Source organism: Bradyrhizobium sp. YCK136, from assembly GCF_044570075.1.
Lineage (GTDB): Bacteria > Pseudomonadota > Alphaproteobacteria > Rhizobiales > Xanthobacteraceae > Bradyrhizobium > Bradyrhizobium diazoefficiens.
On record NZ_CP172424.1, the window covers coordinates 3,805,117 to 3,818,587 of the forward strand.

At 66.2% G+C, this 13,471-nt stretch carries 12 protein-coding genes and 1 pseudogene; 4 read left to right on the forward strand and 9 right to left on the reverse strand.

Annotated features, from left to right (window positions below; translation table 11 throughout):
* Positions 1–39 precede the first annotated feature (39 nt).
* On the forward strand, positions 40–882 hold the full coding sequence (locus ACFLEY_RS18110; protein WP_028171453.1) for a hypothetical protein: 843 nt from the start codon (positions 40–42) through the stop codon (positions 880–882).
* Positions 883–885: 3 nt separating this feature from the next.
* Here the strand turns inward: ACFLEY_RS18110 and ACFLEY_RS18115 are convergent, their stop codons facing one another.
* The 4 genes from ACFLEY_RS18115 to ACFLEY_RS18130 all read right to left on the reverse strand — a co-directional run bounded on the left by ACFLEY_RS18115 (position 886) and on the right by ACFLEY_RS18130 (position 5,399).
* Positions 886–2,097, reverse strand: a complete 1,212-nt coding sequence (locus ACFLEY_RS18115; RefSeq protein ID WP_011088042.1) for an ABC transporter substrate-binding protein — start codon at positions 2,095–2,097, stop codon at positions 886–888.
* A gap of 46 nt (positions 2,098–2,143) precedes the next feature.
* Entirely contained in the window at positions 2,144–2,995 is an 852-nt protein-coding gene (locus ACFLEY_RS18120; RefSeq protein WP_060912552.1) for a fumarylacetoacetate hydrolase family protein, read from the reverse strand.
* A 27-nt stretch (positions 2,996–3,022) separates the two neighbouring features.
* Positions 3,023–4,531, reverse strand: coding sequence for a bifunctional 3-(3-hydroxy-phenyl)propionate/3-hydroxycinnamic acid hydroxylase (locus tag ACFLEY_RS18125; RefSeq protein ID WP_211433657.1), 1,509 nt, complete (start codon positions 4,529–4,531; stop codon positions 3,023–3,025).
* A 76-nt stretch (positions 4,532–4,607) separates the two neighbouring features.
* Positions 4,608–5,399, reverse strand: a complete 792-nt coding sequence (locus ACFLEY_RS18130; RefSeq protein WP_060912550.1) for a DNA-binding transcriptional regulator — start codon at positions 5,397–5,399, stop codon at positions 4,608–4,610.
* Between the two features lie 146 nt (positions 5,400–5,545).
* Here ACFLEY_RS18130 and ACFLEY_RS18135 point away from each other — a divergent pair, with 146 nt between their 5' ends.
* Positions 5,546–6,529 carry a VOC family protein gene (locus ACFLEY_RS18135; RefSeq protein WP_060912549.1) on the forward strand — a complete coding sequence of 328 codons (984 nt, stop codon included), beginning with the start codon at positions 5,546–5,548 and terminating at the stop codon, positions 6,527–6,529.
* Positions 6,530–6,561: 32 nt separating this feature from the next.
* On the opposite strand, the gene ACFLEY_RS18140 is transcribed toward ACFLEY_RS18135, so the two are convergent.
* On the reverse strand, positions 6,562–7,224 hold the full coding sequence (locus tag ACFLEY_RS18140) for a response regulator transcription factor (protein WP_028171458.1): 663 nt from the start codon (positions 7,222–7,224) through the stop codon (positions 6,562–6,564).
* Positions 7,221–8,603, reverse strand: coding sequence for a histidine kinase (locus tag ACFLEY_RS18145; protein WP_211433656.1), 1,383 nt, complete (start codon positions 8,601–8,603; stop codon positions 7,221–7,223). The genes ACFLEY_RS18140 and ACFLEY_RS18145 overlap by 4 nt, the downstream gene beginning before the upstream one ends.
* A 190-nt stretch (positions 8,604–8,793) precedes the next feature.
* On the opposite strand from ACFLEY_RS18145, the gene ACFLEY_RS18150 reads away from it, so the two are divergent.
* A complete protein-coding gene (locus tag ACFLEY_RS18150; RefSeq protein WP_060912548.1) occupies positions 8,794–9,669 on the forward strand; it encodes a DUF3280 domain-containing protein in 876 nt (291 codons plus the stop codon).
* Here the strand turns inward: ACFLEY_RS18150 and ACFLEY_RS18155 are convergent.
* From ACFLEY_RS18155 to ACFLEY_RS18165, 3 genes and pseudogenes are all read right to left on the reverse strand, one after another.
* Positions 9,666–10,508, reverse strand: a pseudogene (locus ACFLEY_RS18155) (L-idonate 5-dehydrogenase); the annotation flags it as partial. The gene ACFLEY_RS18150 and the pseudogene ACFLEY_RS18155 sit on opposite strands and share 4 nt — an antisense overlap.
* Before the next feature lie 42 nt (positions 10,509–10,550).
* Positions 10,551–11,318 carry an SDR family oxidoreductase gene (locus tag ACFLEY_RS18160; protein WP_028171461.1) on the reverse strand — a complete coding sequence of 256 codons (768 nt, stop codon included), beginning with the start codon at positions 11,316–11,318 and terminating at the stop codon, positions 10,551–10,553.
* Between the two features lie 12 nt (positions 11,319–11,330).
* On the reverse strand, positions 11,331–12,530 hold the full coding sequence (locus ACFLEY_RS18165; protein ID WP_038967093.1) for a mandelate racemase/muconate lactonizing enzyme family protein: 1,200 nt from the start codon (positions 12,528–12,530) through the stop codon (positions 11,331–11,333).
* Between the two features lie 173 nt (positions 12,531–12,703).
* Between ACFLEY_RS18165 and ACFLEY_RS18170 the strand changes: the two genes are divergently transcribed.
* Positions 12,704–13,471, forward strand: a complete 768-nt coding sequence (locus tag ACFLEY_RS18170) for a GntR family transcriptional regulator (protein ID WP_011088031.1) — start codon at positions 12,704–12,706, stop codon at positions 13,469–13,471.

The following is a 13,471-nucleotide window of genomic DNA, read 5'->3' on the forward strand; positions in this document are numbered from 1 at the left end:
TTACGAATAGATGTCACATCGATTACAGCGGAGCGATTCATGTTGCAGTGGCAGGCGCGGTCAAATCCCCTCGCGTGGTGGTGGGGGTCGCTCACGCTCGTCAGCAGCGCCAACATCCTCGTCTGGTTCATGCTGTATCGCGAGTTCTACCCGACGGTTGCGGGCAGCGTCGGCGGCGGCTCCGACATCGGGCTGATGTTCCTGCTCTGCGCGGGGTATGTGTTCGGCTGCGCCTTCCGCTCGTTCCTGCCGCGCGCCGACGTGCAGCGCATCTGCCTGTTCGACACCTGGCTCTCGAGCGTCTTTGTCGGCCGCTCGGTCGCGACGGTGGCCGAAGTCTGCTTCGCCGCGCAATGGGCGGTGATCCTGCATCAGCTCGGCACCATGACGGGTGCCGAGACGGCCGTGAACATCGCGTGGGTGATCGTGCCCGTGATCATCATCGCGGAGTGTTTCTCGTGGTACGCGGTCGTGACCACCAACTATCTCTACAACGCGATCGAGAATTCGCTGTGGGCGGTGACCTTCTTCCTCGCCGGCATCGCGCTGTGCCGCCTGATGCCGGAATTCCAGGGCGTAGTGCGCTGGGCTCTGATCGCCGGCATCGTCGGCATCGCCTGCTTCCTCGCCTTCCTCGTCACCGTCGACGTGCCGATGTATCTCAGCCGCTGGCGGGCAGGGCATGCCGAGGGCGGCAGGTTCCTGGGCTTCCTCGAAGGCCTGCATGACGTCTCGACCCGCTGGGTGGTGACCCACGACATCGCGCACTGGAAGGGCGAGCTGACCTGGATGTTCCTGTATTTCAGCGCCGCGGTGTGGTCGAGCCTGGCGCTCTGCGCGCTCTACGCGATGGAAGGCTATCTGACGCGCTATCTCGCCTGAGGGTTACTTGCCGACCAGGCTGCACTTGCTGCGGTCGAGCGGGCGGAAGGCCTGGTCGGGCGGGATCGTCGCGACCAGCTTGACGAAATCCCACGGGCCTTTCGACTCTTCCGGCGTCTTGACCTGGACCAGATAGAGATCGTGCACCATGCGCTGGTCCTCGCGGATGCGGCCGTTGGTGGTGTAGGCATCCGACACTGGCGTCGCCTTCATCTTGGCCATCACGATCGCGCTGTCGTCCGTATCGGTGTCCTTGATGGCCTGCAGATAGTGGCGTACGGCGGAATAGACCCCGGCCTGGATCTGTGAGGGCATCGCCTTGCGGCGCGCATAGAACGCATCGGAAAATTTCCGCGCCGCCGGCGAGATATCCTCGAAGAACGAGGTCACGATAAGGTCGCCGCGCGTGGCCTTCAGGCCGACCGCTTCGATGTCGACATTCTGGAACGACATCGGCACGATCTTCATGCCCTGCGCGGCGAGCCCGAATTCTTCGGCCTGCTTGATCGCGGTGGCGTTGTCGCCGGCGACGTTGATCGCCAGGACCTTTGCGCCCGAGGACTGCGCCTGGAGTAGGAACGAGCTGTAGTCGGGCGTGCCGAGCTGGGCTTTAACGCCGCCAGCAACCTTGCCGCCAAGCTCGGTGATGCGGGCGCGCGCGGTCGCCTCGATCGAATGGCCGAAGGCGTAGTCGCCGGTGATGAAGAACCATGGCTCCTTGCTGGTCTGCATGATGCCGGAGACCACGGCAGTCGCGGTGGAGTAGGCGTCCTGGGTCCATTGCACGCTGGTCGGCGCGCAGGCCTCATCCGTGAGCTGGTTGGCGCCGGCGCCGGAGACGAGGAAGATCCTGCCGTTGCCGCGCACCAGCTCCTGCACCGCGAGCGCCGCGCCCGAGCTGCCACCGTCCGCGATCGCCTGCACGCCGTCGCTGAACCATTTTCGCGCGAGTGAGCCTGCAAGGTCCGGCTTGTTCTGGTGATCGGCCTGCAAAATCTCGATGGGCTTGCCGTTGATCTTGCCGCCGAACTCCTCCGCCGCCATTCGCGCCGCCTCGACCGAGCCCGGACCCATGGCGGTGGCGAAAATCCCGTTCATGTCGGTGAGGACGCCGATCCGGATGGCGTCGCCTTTGATCTCGGCGCGTGCGGCGGTGCCTGCGAGCGCCAGCGTGATCAGCAGGATAGCGGCGGAGGTCGTGCGGTGAGTGGCCATGGCGTTTCCTGATTTTGTTGTCGTTTTGATTGAGCGACGTTGGCGGTCACTCCGGTTCGGCGATGACCTTGTTGCGCAAGGTTCCGATGCCGGAGATCTCGACCTCGACGGTGTCGCCGGGGCGCATCCACAACGGCGGCGTGCGCTTTGCGCCGACGCCGCCGGGCGTGCCCGTGACGATGACGTCGCCGGGGACCAGCGGGCAGATCGTCGAGATGTAGGCGATCAGCCCGGGGATGGCGGTGATCAGGAGATCGGTGGTGGTGTCCTGCACCACCGTGCCGTTGAGCCGGGTCTGCAAGGTCAGCTTTGACGGATCGGGAATCTCGTCCGCCGTCACCAGCCATGGGCCGAAGCTGCCGCTCTCTGCAAAGGTCTTGCCGGAGAGGAACTGGCTGGTGTGGCGCTGCCAGTCGCGGATGCTGCCTTCGTTGTAGCAGGAATAGCCGGCGATGTGGTCGAGCGCGCGGTTCGCGGGGATGTGCCGGCCTTGCTTGCCGATGACGAGCGCAAGCTCGCCCTCATAGTCGAAATCGTCGCTGACTTTCGGCTTCACGATCGGCTGGAGATGGCCGACCTGGCTGCAGGGGAAGCGAACGAAGAGTGCGGGCTTCTCGGTGACGATACGTCCGGTTTCAGCGACATGGTCGCGATAGTTCAGCCCGACGCAGATGATCTTGCCGGGATCGGGGATGACGGGCGCGAAGCTGACCTTGTCGAGGGCATGATCGGGCGCGGCGGACGCGACGAGCTTTTCCGCCTCGGCGACGCGACCGGCTTCGAGCAGCTGCCGCAGTGTCGTGCAGCCTGCCATGCGCGCGCCGAGATCGACGACGCCGTTGTCCTTGACGGCCCCGAAAGAGGCGCGGCTGTCGACGATGAAAGAGAGCAGCTTCATGAGAGTGTCCTTGGAAAGCGGGTTCGGTCAGGCCGCGGACGGCACGCGGGTTGGGGGAGTAACGGCGGCGACGAGTCGTTCGAACTCGGAATCGTTGCGGGCCGTGCCACGCACATAGCGGTCGGGACGGACCAGCGCGGCGATGATGCCGTGCTCACGCAGCCAGTGCCCGACGCCCTGGGCTTCGTCGCCGGTCAGGATTGCGATCCCGGCCGGCGACGAGACAAGACGCGATGGCAGCGCGGCCGCGCTCTCGACAAGCAGCACATGGCTGTAGCCGGTCCGGTCATCGCTGCGGCGACCGTCGTTCAGCTCGAACTGCGGTGCGAGATGCCCGGCCAGCGGCAGGCCGCCGAGCGCGAGCCCGGGGCCGAGCAGGGGCTTTTTCACCTCGAGTTTCACGGGCGCGTTGTCGCGCGCTTCGCCGGCGGCAAGGCCGGCCTCGATCGCCTTGGTGTTGATGATGCCGCCAAGGCGAATGGCGAGCTCGATGAACTCCCGCACATGCGGCTGGCGCTCGCTCTGATAGGTCTCCAGCAGATCAGGCGCGGCGCCGTCGCGGATGATCGCGCCGAGTTTCCAGGCAAGGTTGGCGGCATCGCGGATGCCGGCGCACATGCCCTGTCCGAGGAAGGGTGGGGTCTGGTGTGCGGAATCGCCCGCGAGCAGCAGCCGTCCGCCCCGCCATTGCTGCGCGATCACGGAATGAAAAGTATAGACAGCGGCGCGCTCGATCTCGGCGTCGTCGGGCGTGATCCAGCGCGACAGCAGCTCCCAGACCTTGGCCGGCTGCGCCACATCTTGCGAATCCTCGTCCGGCAACACCGTGATCTCCCAGCGCCGCCGGGTGCCGGTGCCGCGGACATAGGTCGCCGGCCGCCGGGGGTCGCAGTGCTGGATGCTGTAGTCGCCGAGGTCATCGCGGTCGCGCTTGAGCAGCACGTCGATCACCAGCCAGCGCTCGTGAAAGCCGAGATCGTCCATGCCGGAGCCGATGAAGCGGCGCACCAGAGAGCGGGCACCGTCGCAGCCGACCACATAGCCGGCACGGACTTCACCAAGCGTCCCATTGGAAAGGTCCTCGTAGCGGACGCGCACGCCGGTCTCGTCCTGATCCAGCGCGAACACGTCGCAGCGGTTGCGCAGGGTGACATGCGGCCAGCGCGCAAGGCCATGGATCAGCACGTCCTCCAGATCGGGCTGGTGGAAGCGATAGCTGAGATTCCATCCCATCGGCGTGAGCGTCTGCGGGCGCGACCAGTCCAGCAGCATCCGGCCGCCGGCGTCGAGAAAGAGCATCCCGGGGCTGAGGATGACATGCGGCAGGATCGCGTTGGCGAGGCCGATGGTCTGGAACACGCGCATGCATTCGTCGTCGAAATGCACCGCGCGCGGCAGGTGATAGGTCCGCGCCTCGCGCTCCAGTACCAGCGTCCGCACGCCGCACAGTCCGAGCAGATTGGCCAACGTGGCGCCAACCGGGCCGCGGCCGACGATCACGACATCAAACTCTTCGGGGGTGGACTTATGTTGCATGGGGCTATCTCTTCCCCAAGCCGCGCCGCAGCATCAATGCCGTCGCGCCAAGTGTCCGCCCAGCGGACGGACCCCGCTAGACCTCGACCGGGATGGCCGATGCCGTTTCCTGAAGCTGTCCTGCAAATTGCGCCACCGCTTCTTCAATTCCGAGGGCCGAGCGGATCCAGATGATGGAGATGCAGCCGAACACGGCGCTGCTGCGCACAATGGGGACCGCGATCGAGGCCGTCTTGGGATTGTACTCGCCCTCGCTGCGGATGGCGTAGCCGCGGGCTTGCGTCTCGGCGATCATGCGGTCGAGGCGGCCTTCGTCGAGGAAGGGGCGGTCGTCGGCCTCGTCGATGCGGCGCAGATGATTGACGATCAGGTTGCGCTCGCGCGCAGGACAGGCGGCGAGATAGGCGCGGCCCGCGGACGTCCGCAACATCGGCAGGCGCTTGCCGATCATGCCGCGGTCGATCGAGAGCGGGCTACGGGAGTGCGTGGTTTCCTGCACCACCATCGCGGCGTTCTCGTAAGTCGAGAGATCGACCGGCCAGACGAGGTTCTTGCTGAGCTCGGCGAGATAAGGCGCCGCCGCCTGGCAGATCACCACGCCGGGATCGTAGCCGTCGCCGAGACTGAGCGCGCGCCGGGTCACGCGAAAGCGGTCGTCGCTGGCGCTGCGGGCGACATAGCCAAGTTCCTCCAACGTCTCGAGCAGGCGATAGACGGTCGGGCGAGGCAGGTCGAGTGCGCGGGCGACGTCGCCCGCGCGGATGCCGCCGGACCGGTTGACCTCGTGCAGCACGTCCAGCCCACGCTTGAAGGCGCGGACGCCCTCCGACTGCCGCGGCGCTCCGGTCCGCGTCCGCTCCTTGGACACTTCGCATTTCCTCCCTTGTGCCGTTTCGCTCCGCGGCTATCGTCTTCGCAAACGAGAAGCGATTGCGGACGCCACCGTAGGAGCGTGCGCGGCCGGTATCAAGTTCGCCGCAGCGCGGCGGGTGCGATGCCCTCGGGAGGACGTCGATGGAAATCACCGCGCTCGGCTATGTCCGGATCAATTCATCCCAGCTCGATCAGTGGGGCCAAATGGCAACCCGGCTGCTCGGCATGCAGCAGGTCGATCGCGGCGGCAAGATGCGCGCCTTCCGCATGGATGATCGCAAGCAGCGGCTGATCGTTGACGGCAGCAGCGATGCCGGGCTGGCGGTGATGGGATGGGAAGTTCCCTCGACCGCCGAGCTCGATCAGTTAGCCGGGCGGCTGGAAAGCCACAGCGTGAAGGTGACGCGCGGCTCGCGCACGCTTGCCGACGAACGTCATGTGGCCGAGCTGATCACGTTCGCCGATCCCGCCGGCAACCGGCTTGAGGCCTTCTGCAAGCCGGAGCTTGCGAGCGAGCCCTTCCAGCCTGGGCGGCCGATCTCGGGTTTTCGTACCGGCGCGCTCGGCATGGGGCACGTGGTGCTGAACGTCGAGGACGTCGAGCCGCTGTTGCCGTTCTACCGCGACGTGCTCGGCTTCCACGTCTCCGATTTCGGGCTCAAGCCCTATGGGCTCTATTTCTTCCACGTCAACGGCCGCCACCACAGCTTTGCGATGGTAGGCTCCGGACGGAAGGCGCTGCATCATTTCATGGTCGAGCTCGGCAGCCTCGACGATGTCGGGCAGGGCTACGACCTCGCGCAGCTGGATGACGGCCGTATTGCCTATACGCTGGGGCGGCACACCAACGACCACATGACCTCGTTCTACGTGAATACGCCCTCGGGCTTCTTCATCGAATATGGCTGGGGCGGCCGCGTCATCGATCCCGAGACCTGGCAGCCGCACGAGACCTTTGACGGCCCGTCGCTATGGGGCCACGAGCGGCTCAACATGCCGGAGGAGCAGCGCAAGCGCCTGCGCGACATGAGGCTGGACGCCGCGGCCCGTGGCGTGCGCGTCGCCGACCCGCGTGTGCCGCCGCTGAACTGCGCATGGCTGGACGCGGTGGTCGCGCGCGAATGATCCGCCGCCAGGCGGGAGAGCGCAAGCGGCGATCAGGCCTTGCCGAGATCGACCTGCGTCAACAGTCCCTGACGCAGCGCCAGGCGGACCAGCTCGATGTCGGAGTCGACGCCGAGCTTGTCCTTGATCAGCGAATGCAGGTTTGCCACCGTCTTCGGGCTGACGTGGAGCGTCTCGGCGATCTCCTCCGTCGACTCCTCGGCCAGCAGCAGCCGCAGCACCTCGAACTCGCGCGGCGTGAGGACGTCGGCAGCCGAGCTCTCGCCGCTGATGCGGCTCAGTGCGAGTTCGTGGTCGATGTCGGGGCTGATGGCGATCCTGCCCGCGAGCACGTCCATCACCGCGCGCACCAGCGTTTCGGGCGGGCTGGTCTTGGTGACATAGCCCCTCGCACCGGCGCGGATCGCCTGCACGGCAAAGCCCGCATTCTGGTGCATGGTGAAGACGAGGATTCTCGCGCCCTTGTCCCACTGCCTGATCCGCCTGACAGCCTCGATGCCGCCGATGCCGGGCATGCTCAGATCCATGATGACGAGGTCGGGCGCCTCGGATTTGAAGAGACGGTAGGCCTCCGCGCCGTCGGCGGCTTCGGCGACGACGCGCAGGCCCGGCTGCTTCTGGAGCACCGAGCGATAGCCTTCGCGGACGACGGAATGGTCGTCGACCAGCAGAATGGTCGCATCGCCCGCGCTCATGCCGCCCGCTCCAGCACCGGCCGATCGGCCGCAACAGGGATGGTGACGCGCAGCGCGGTGCCGCCATGCGGTCCGGCCTCGAAGCTCAATTTGCCACGCAGGGCCGCGACGCGCTCGCGCATGCCGAGCAGGCCCATTCCGGATTTCGCGGCGGGATCGCTCGACCGTCCGTCGTCGTCGATCGCAAGCGCGATCTCGTCGGCACGCATCGTCAGTTCCAGACTCACCTTGGTTGCGCCGGCATGCTTGGCGGCGTTGGTGAGAGCCTCCTGCACGATGCGATAGAGGCTGGCGCTGATCGCGGCCGGCAGGGTCTCGAAGGCGCCGTCGAAGCGGATCGCAAACCGCGTTTCGCCGCGGCTGCGTCCGTTCCAGCCGGCGACCAGGCCTTCGAGGCTGGCGACCAGCCCGAGCTCTTCGACATCGGGCGGACGCAGCCTGAACAGCGTGCCGCGCAGCATCTCCATCATGCCGGTTGCGGTCCGCGCGATGCCGTCGCACTCGGACAGCAGGGAAGGGCAGTCCTGCACGGCGGTCTGGCGGGCGGATGCGGCGAGCGCGCGGATGGCGGCCAGTGACTGGCCGAACTCGTCGTGCAGCTCGCGCGCGAGATGGCGGCGCTCCTCGTCCTGGAGCGCGATCAGCTTTCGCGTCAGCTCGCTGCGCTCGGCTAGCGCGGTGTCGAGGCTTTCGGCGAGATGGTTGAAGACGTCGCGGATGGCGGAGAGCTCGGCGAGGTCGAACGGCGGCAGCCGCGCGGTGAGGTCATTGGCGGCGATTCGTTCGAGGCCGGTGCGGATCATGCGGGTGGGGCGCAGCGCCCGCGCCAGTGCCGCATAGACCAGTGCGCAGAGCAGCGGCAGTGCGATCGCAAGCGCAATCATCAGGCGGCCGGCCTCGTGCCATGCCTCCGCCGTCTGCACGGCCGGATCGACCGAGACCACGGTCTCGCCGAGCTTCGCTCCGCGCACGATCACTGGCCGCGCTGCCTCACGGCCGGGGTCGAACAGTCTGCGATAGAAGGCCGCGAAGACCTGCGGCGGCGGGTTTGCCGGAGTAGGCGCGCCACTGCAGAACCGCTGGAGTATCTCGCCGCTCGTGCCACGGAATGCCAGGCACAGGCCGGGCGTCATCACATAGGCCGATACGGGGTCGAGGTTGGGGAAGTCCGAGCGCGGGTTCGCCACCCACTGGACCTTGCCCTGTTGCAGCTCCAGCGACTTCGCCACGATGGCGGCGATACCGTCGATGCGCGCATGCGCCTCGCGGTCGGCCGTTACAAGGAAATAGGCGGAGATCACGGCGAAGCAGGCGGCCGATATTGCGGCCACGCGCAACGTCAGACGGACCTTGAGATCGAATCTCGGGCGGTTCCACATCGGCAGCACCTGGCGCGAACGGGTTTGTCGCCTGCGCATTAAACGGCAGAACGCAAGCGGCGGAAAGCGCTGTGCTCTACCGCAGTGCAACGTCGTGAAAATTTCCCGGCGTTCGCCGGGACGGGCACGGTTGCATGGCGAGAAGCGGCCATCCAGATTTTCGCGCCGCTCCGTCACACGAGGCCCGCTCATGCACCTGTCCCGGTTGATCTCCACTGCTTTTCTCCTTGTCGTCCTGCCGGCGGCCTATTCGCCAGCCGGCGCCGAGGCCGCCATCGGCGTTGCCATGGACGATTTCAGCTATACCGATACGTCGGCCGAGCCGGCCAACCAGGCCGCCGCCCATGAGCGGCGGCTGTCGGCGTTCATGGCCGCGCTCAGGCGCGATATCAGTGCGGACGGCCGCTACCGGCCAGTGCCGTCGGCGCAGGACGGCGCGGCCTTCAAGGTCATCGGCGGCATCCAGAAGACGAGCACGCTGGTGCAATGGGCCAAGGTCGCCGTGATCGATGTCGGTGCCAAAAAGATCGTGATGGACAAGCTCTACACCTTCCGGGGCGACAATGATGAATCCTGGGAGCGCGCCGAGATTTTTGTCTCCCGCGAGGTGATGGCCGCGCTCAGCACGCCGGCGCCGGTCGCGCTGGCGGTGTTCGATTTCGAGCTCGAGGACACGACCGCAGCTTCGGCGGCCGCCTCGGCCGCTTCGGATGCGTCATACCTGGCCGAGGTCACCGGCAGCGTGCGTGAGGCCCTGGGCCAGTCCGGCCGCTACCGTATCGTCGATATCAGCGGCGAGGCGGTGAAGGCGCGTGCCTTGCGCGACTGTGGCGGCTGCGAGGCCGCGATTGCGCAAAAGCTCGGCGCGGACCAGTCGCTGATCGGCGTGGTGCGGCGGGTCAGCCGCACCGAATACACGCTCGGCTTCCAGCTCCGCGATGCCAGGACCGGGGCGGTGCTGGCGCGCGGCGACAGCGGCCTGCGCATGGGCGCGGACTATTCCTGGAAGCGCGGCGCCGTACGGCTGGTCAGCGACCGGCTGATCGAGAGCCAGGCAAAGCCCTAGAACGACAGCTGCACCTTCATCGACTGCGAACGGTCGCTGGCAAGCTCGAAGGCGGCGACCGCGTTCTCGAACGGCATGGTGGCCGTGATCAGCGGCTTGACGTCGATCAGGCCTTCGCCCATCAGGCGCACCGCGAGCTCGAACTCGGGATCGAAGCGGAAGGTGCCGCGGAGCTGCAATTCCTTGGCGACGATGGCGTTGATCGGCAGCGTCATCTCGCCGCCGAGGCCGAGCTGCACCAGCGTGGCGCCGGGCCTGAGCACGTCGAGCGCCGTGCGGAGCGCAGCCTGGTTGCCGGAAGCCTCGAACAGCGTGTCGAACACGCCCTTGCCGGCGCGCCAGGGATCGAGCGCGGTGGCATGGGTCGCGACGTTGATGGCGTGGGTGGCACCGAGCTTTCTGGCGACCGCCAGCGGCGCGTCGGCGACATCGGTCACCACGATCTCGGACGCCCCGCCGAAACGCGAGACCAGGATCATCAGTGCACCGATCGGGCCGCAGCCGGTGATCAGCACGCGCTTGCCGAGCAGGGGGCCGGCCTGCTTGCCGGCATGCAGGCATACCGCGAGCGGCTCGGCGACCGCGGCCTCGGCCAGCGACAGCTTATCCGCGATCGGCACGGCCTGCGTCGCGTCGATCGTAAGGAACTCGCGAAAGCCGCCCTGCACATGGGGAAAGCGCATCGCGCTGCCGAGGAAGCGCATGTCGAGGCACTGGTTGCGCATGCCCTCCTTGCAATGCAGGCACTGGCCGCACGGCTTGCTCGGATTGACGGCGACGCGCATGCCGGGCTTCACGCTGGTCACGCCGTCACCGACGGCCGCGACCACGCCGGCGATCGACGACGGCGCGCATGGTCTCTTTCCCTTAGCGTTTCGCGATCACATCGCGGCGATCATGCCGCCGTCGACATAGATGATCTGGCCGTTGACGTAAGTGGAGGCGTCCGACGCCAGGAAGATCGCCGCGCCGACCAGCTCGTCCGGTCTGCCCCAGCGCTTGGAGGGGATGCGGCCCATCAGCCAGTTGTTGAAATCGGTGTTGTTGACCAGCGCCTCGTTCATGTCGGTCAGCATGTAGCCGGGGCCGATCGCATTGGCCTGGATGCCGTGCTGGGCCCATTCCACCGCCATCGAGCGGGTCAGGTTCTTGATGCCGCCCTTCGCTGCCGTGTAGGGCGCGATGGTGGGACGTGCGAGCTCGCTGCCGAGCGAGCCGATATTGATGATCTTGCCGCGCTTGCGCGGGATCATGCGCTTGCCGGCCTCGCGGCCGATCACGAAGGCGCTGGTCAGGTCAGTCTCGATCACCTTGCGCCATTCGTCGGTGGTGAACTCGACCAGCGGCTTGCGGTGCTGGATGCCGGCATTGTTGACGAGAATGTCGACCTCAATGCCCTTCTTGTCGAAGTCATTGAACGCCGCGACGATCGCCGGTTCGTCGGTGACGTTGAACGCAGCACCTTCCGCCTGGTGGCCGGCGGTACGAAATTCGGCGACGGCCTGCTCGACGCGCTTGGGATCGACGCCGTTGATAATGATCTTGGCGCCGGCCTTGGCCATGCCCTCGGCGATGGCGCGGCCCAGCCCGCGGGAGGAGCCGGTCACGAGTGCGGTGCGGCCGGAAAGGTCGAAAAGGGCGGTGCTCATCTCAAGAAATCCTCAGACGTTGGAGCGGCGCACGGTGAGATCGCTGCGGTCGAATACCGCCGGCAGCAGGTCCACGCCAAGGCCGGGGCCTTCCATCGGGAAGACATAGCCGTCCTTGATAACAGGCATCGTGGTGACGAGCTCATTGTACCAGCCCTTGTAGAAGGCGCGCACCGATTCCTGGATCAGCGTGTTGGGCTGGCTGAACGACATGTGGATGGCGGCGATGAAGCCGATCGGGCCGATGCAATCATGAGGAGCAAAAGGCCGGTGATAGGTCTCGGCCATCGCGGCGATCTTGCGGCCCTCGGTGAGGCCGCCGGTCCAGCACAGATCCGCCATCACCACATGCATGGCGTCGCGGTCGAGCATGTCCTTGTAGGGGAAGCGCGAGCCCAGCGTCTCGCTGGCGCAGACCCAGACGTCGGTCGAGCGCGCATATTCGGCGAGCGCCTGCGGCGAGTTCATGCGGATCGGGTCTTCGTACCAGGTCGGCTTGTAGGGCTCGAGCGCGCGCGCGATCTGCTTGGCGGTCGGCAGGTTCCACAGCGAATGGAGCTCGACCATGATCTCCATCTTGTCGCCGACCGCCTTGCGGATCTTCTCGAACGGCTCGATCGCCCGTTTCATCTGCGCAGCGGTGATGTAGAGCCCCTTGTTCTCCTGGGCCGCCGGATCGAACGGCCAGATCTTCATTGCGGAGATGCCGCTCTCCAGAAGGCTTTCGGCGAGCGCGTCGGCGTGGTGCATGAAGCCGTCGAGGTCCTCATAGGGACCCTTGGAGGCACCGAGATTCCAGTTCGCGACCGGGCTGATATTGGTGGAGCGGACATATTGCGTGCCGGCGCAGGTGTTGTAGATGCGCTGCTTGTCGCGGCAGAGGCCGCCGAGCATCTGGTGTACCGGCTGATTGCAGACCTTGCCGAACAGGTCCCACAGCGCGATGTCGATCGCTGAAGCGGCGCGATACTCGACACCGGTCGAGGATTGCGCCATCGGCAGGTTCAGCATGTCGCGGTGGATCGCTTCGATGTGCAGGGGATTGCGGCCGAGCAGTCGGCCGGCGAACGTATCGTGGATCTGCGCTTCGACCGCGCCCGCGCCATAGAAGGTTTCGCCGAGACCGATCATGCCCGTGTCGGTGTGGACGCGCACCCAGATGACGTTGGAAAATTCCTCGGTGCGCAGCGTCTCGATCGACGTGATCTTCACGGCAACAATCCTCCCATCACAGGCGCCTCGCGCCTGAAGTCTCATTTCGCACTGCTGCATGCTGCAGGTCGCGCCGAAGTCTTACGCCTGCTTGTAATATATCACAACATGTTTTAAGGGTGCCACAAATAGGCGCCACCCAGCAATGAGAGCGCGGCTGACAGGAGGACGACATGGCACGGCGCAAGCGCGCGCTCGAGGTGGTGAGAAACGAGGACGACGGCGAGGGCAAGCCCTCCCGGCGCAACCGGCTCAACTTCTTCGAGCTGGCTTACCAGAGGATCGAAGAGCTCCTCGTCCACTGCGAGCTCAAGCCCGGACAATTCATGACGATGCTGGAATTGCAGCACATCACCGGCTTCGGTCGCACACCGGTGCATCACGCCGTCAATCGTCTGTCCGCCGACACGCTCATCATCATCCGTCCGCGCCACGGCCTGCACATCGCGCCGATCGATCTTGCGCGCGAGCGGATGCTGCTGGCCTTGCGCCGTGACATGGAGCGCTTTGTCGTCCGGCTCGCGGCCGATCGCGCCAGCCTGTCGCACCGTAATCAGGCGCTGCACATCGAGCGCCTGCTGCGCGAGCGCCGCGCCACCCTGACCCTCGACGAATTCAATCACATCGACCGCCGCATCGATGCGCTGGTGCTGGAGGCGGCCGGCGAGCCGTTCCTGGTGCACACGCTGCGGCCGCTGCACACGCTGTACCGCCGCATCGGCTACATCCACCACCGCTTCATGCCGGGCCAGGCCGATCTTTCCGGCACGATCGACCATCATCTCGCCATTCTCGCAGCCGTCGCCAGCCGCCGCGTCGATGACGCCGTGAAGGCGAGCGATGCGCTGATCGACTACATGGGCGAGATGTTCACGGGCATGGAGGCGGGGATCGACCCGCGCCTACTCGACTGCAGCATCGAGCCGCTGCTCGGCGCGTAA

Bases quoted from the DNA above. Each gene is read 5' to 3' on its own strand.
- ACFLEY_RS18110 (WP_028171453.1), top strand. From the start codon at position 40: ATGTTGCAGTGGCAGGCGCGGTCAAATCCCCTCGCGTGGTGGTGGGGG.
- ACFLEY_RS18115 (WP_011088042.1), bottom strand. From the start codon at position 2,097: ATGGCCACTCACCGCACGACCTCCGCCGCTATCCTGCTGATCACGCTG.
- ACFLEY_RS18120 (WP_060912552.1), bottom strand. From the start codon at position 2,995: ATGAAGCTGCTCTCTTTCATCGTCGACAGCCGCGCCTCTTTCGGGGCC.
- ACFLEY_RS18125 (WP_211433657.1), bottom strand. From the start codon at position 4,531: ATGCAACATAAGTCCACCCCCGAAGAGTTTGATGTCGTGATCGTCGGC.
- ACFLEY_RS18135 (WP_060912549.1), top strand. From the start codon at position 5,546: ATGGAAATCACCGCGCTCGGCTATGTCCGGATCAATTCATCCCAGCTC.
- ACFLEY_RS18140 (WP_028171458.1), bottom strand. From the start codon at position 7,224: ATGAGCGCGGGCGATGCGACCATTCTGCTGGTCGACGACCATTCCGTC.
- ACFLEY_RS18145 (WP_211433656.1), bottom strand. From the start codon at position 8,603: ATGTGGAACCGCCCGAGATTCGATCTCAAGGTCCGTCTGACGTTGCGC.
- ACFLEY_RS18150 (WP_060912548.1), top strand. From the start codon at position 8,794: ATGCACCTGTCCCGGTTGATCTCCACTGCTTTTCTCCTTGTCGTCCTG.
- ACFLEY_RS18160 (WP_028171461.1), bottom strand. From the start codon at position 11,318: ATGAGCACCGCCCTTTTCGACCTTTCCGGCCGCACCGCACTCGTGACC.
- ACFLEY_RS18170 (WP_011088031.1), top strand. From the start codon at position 12,704: ATGGCACGGCGCAAGCGCGCGCTCGAGGTGGTGAGAAACGAGGACGAC.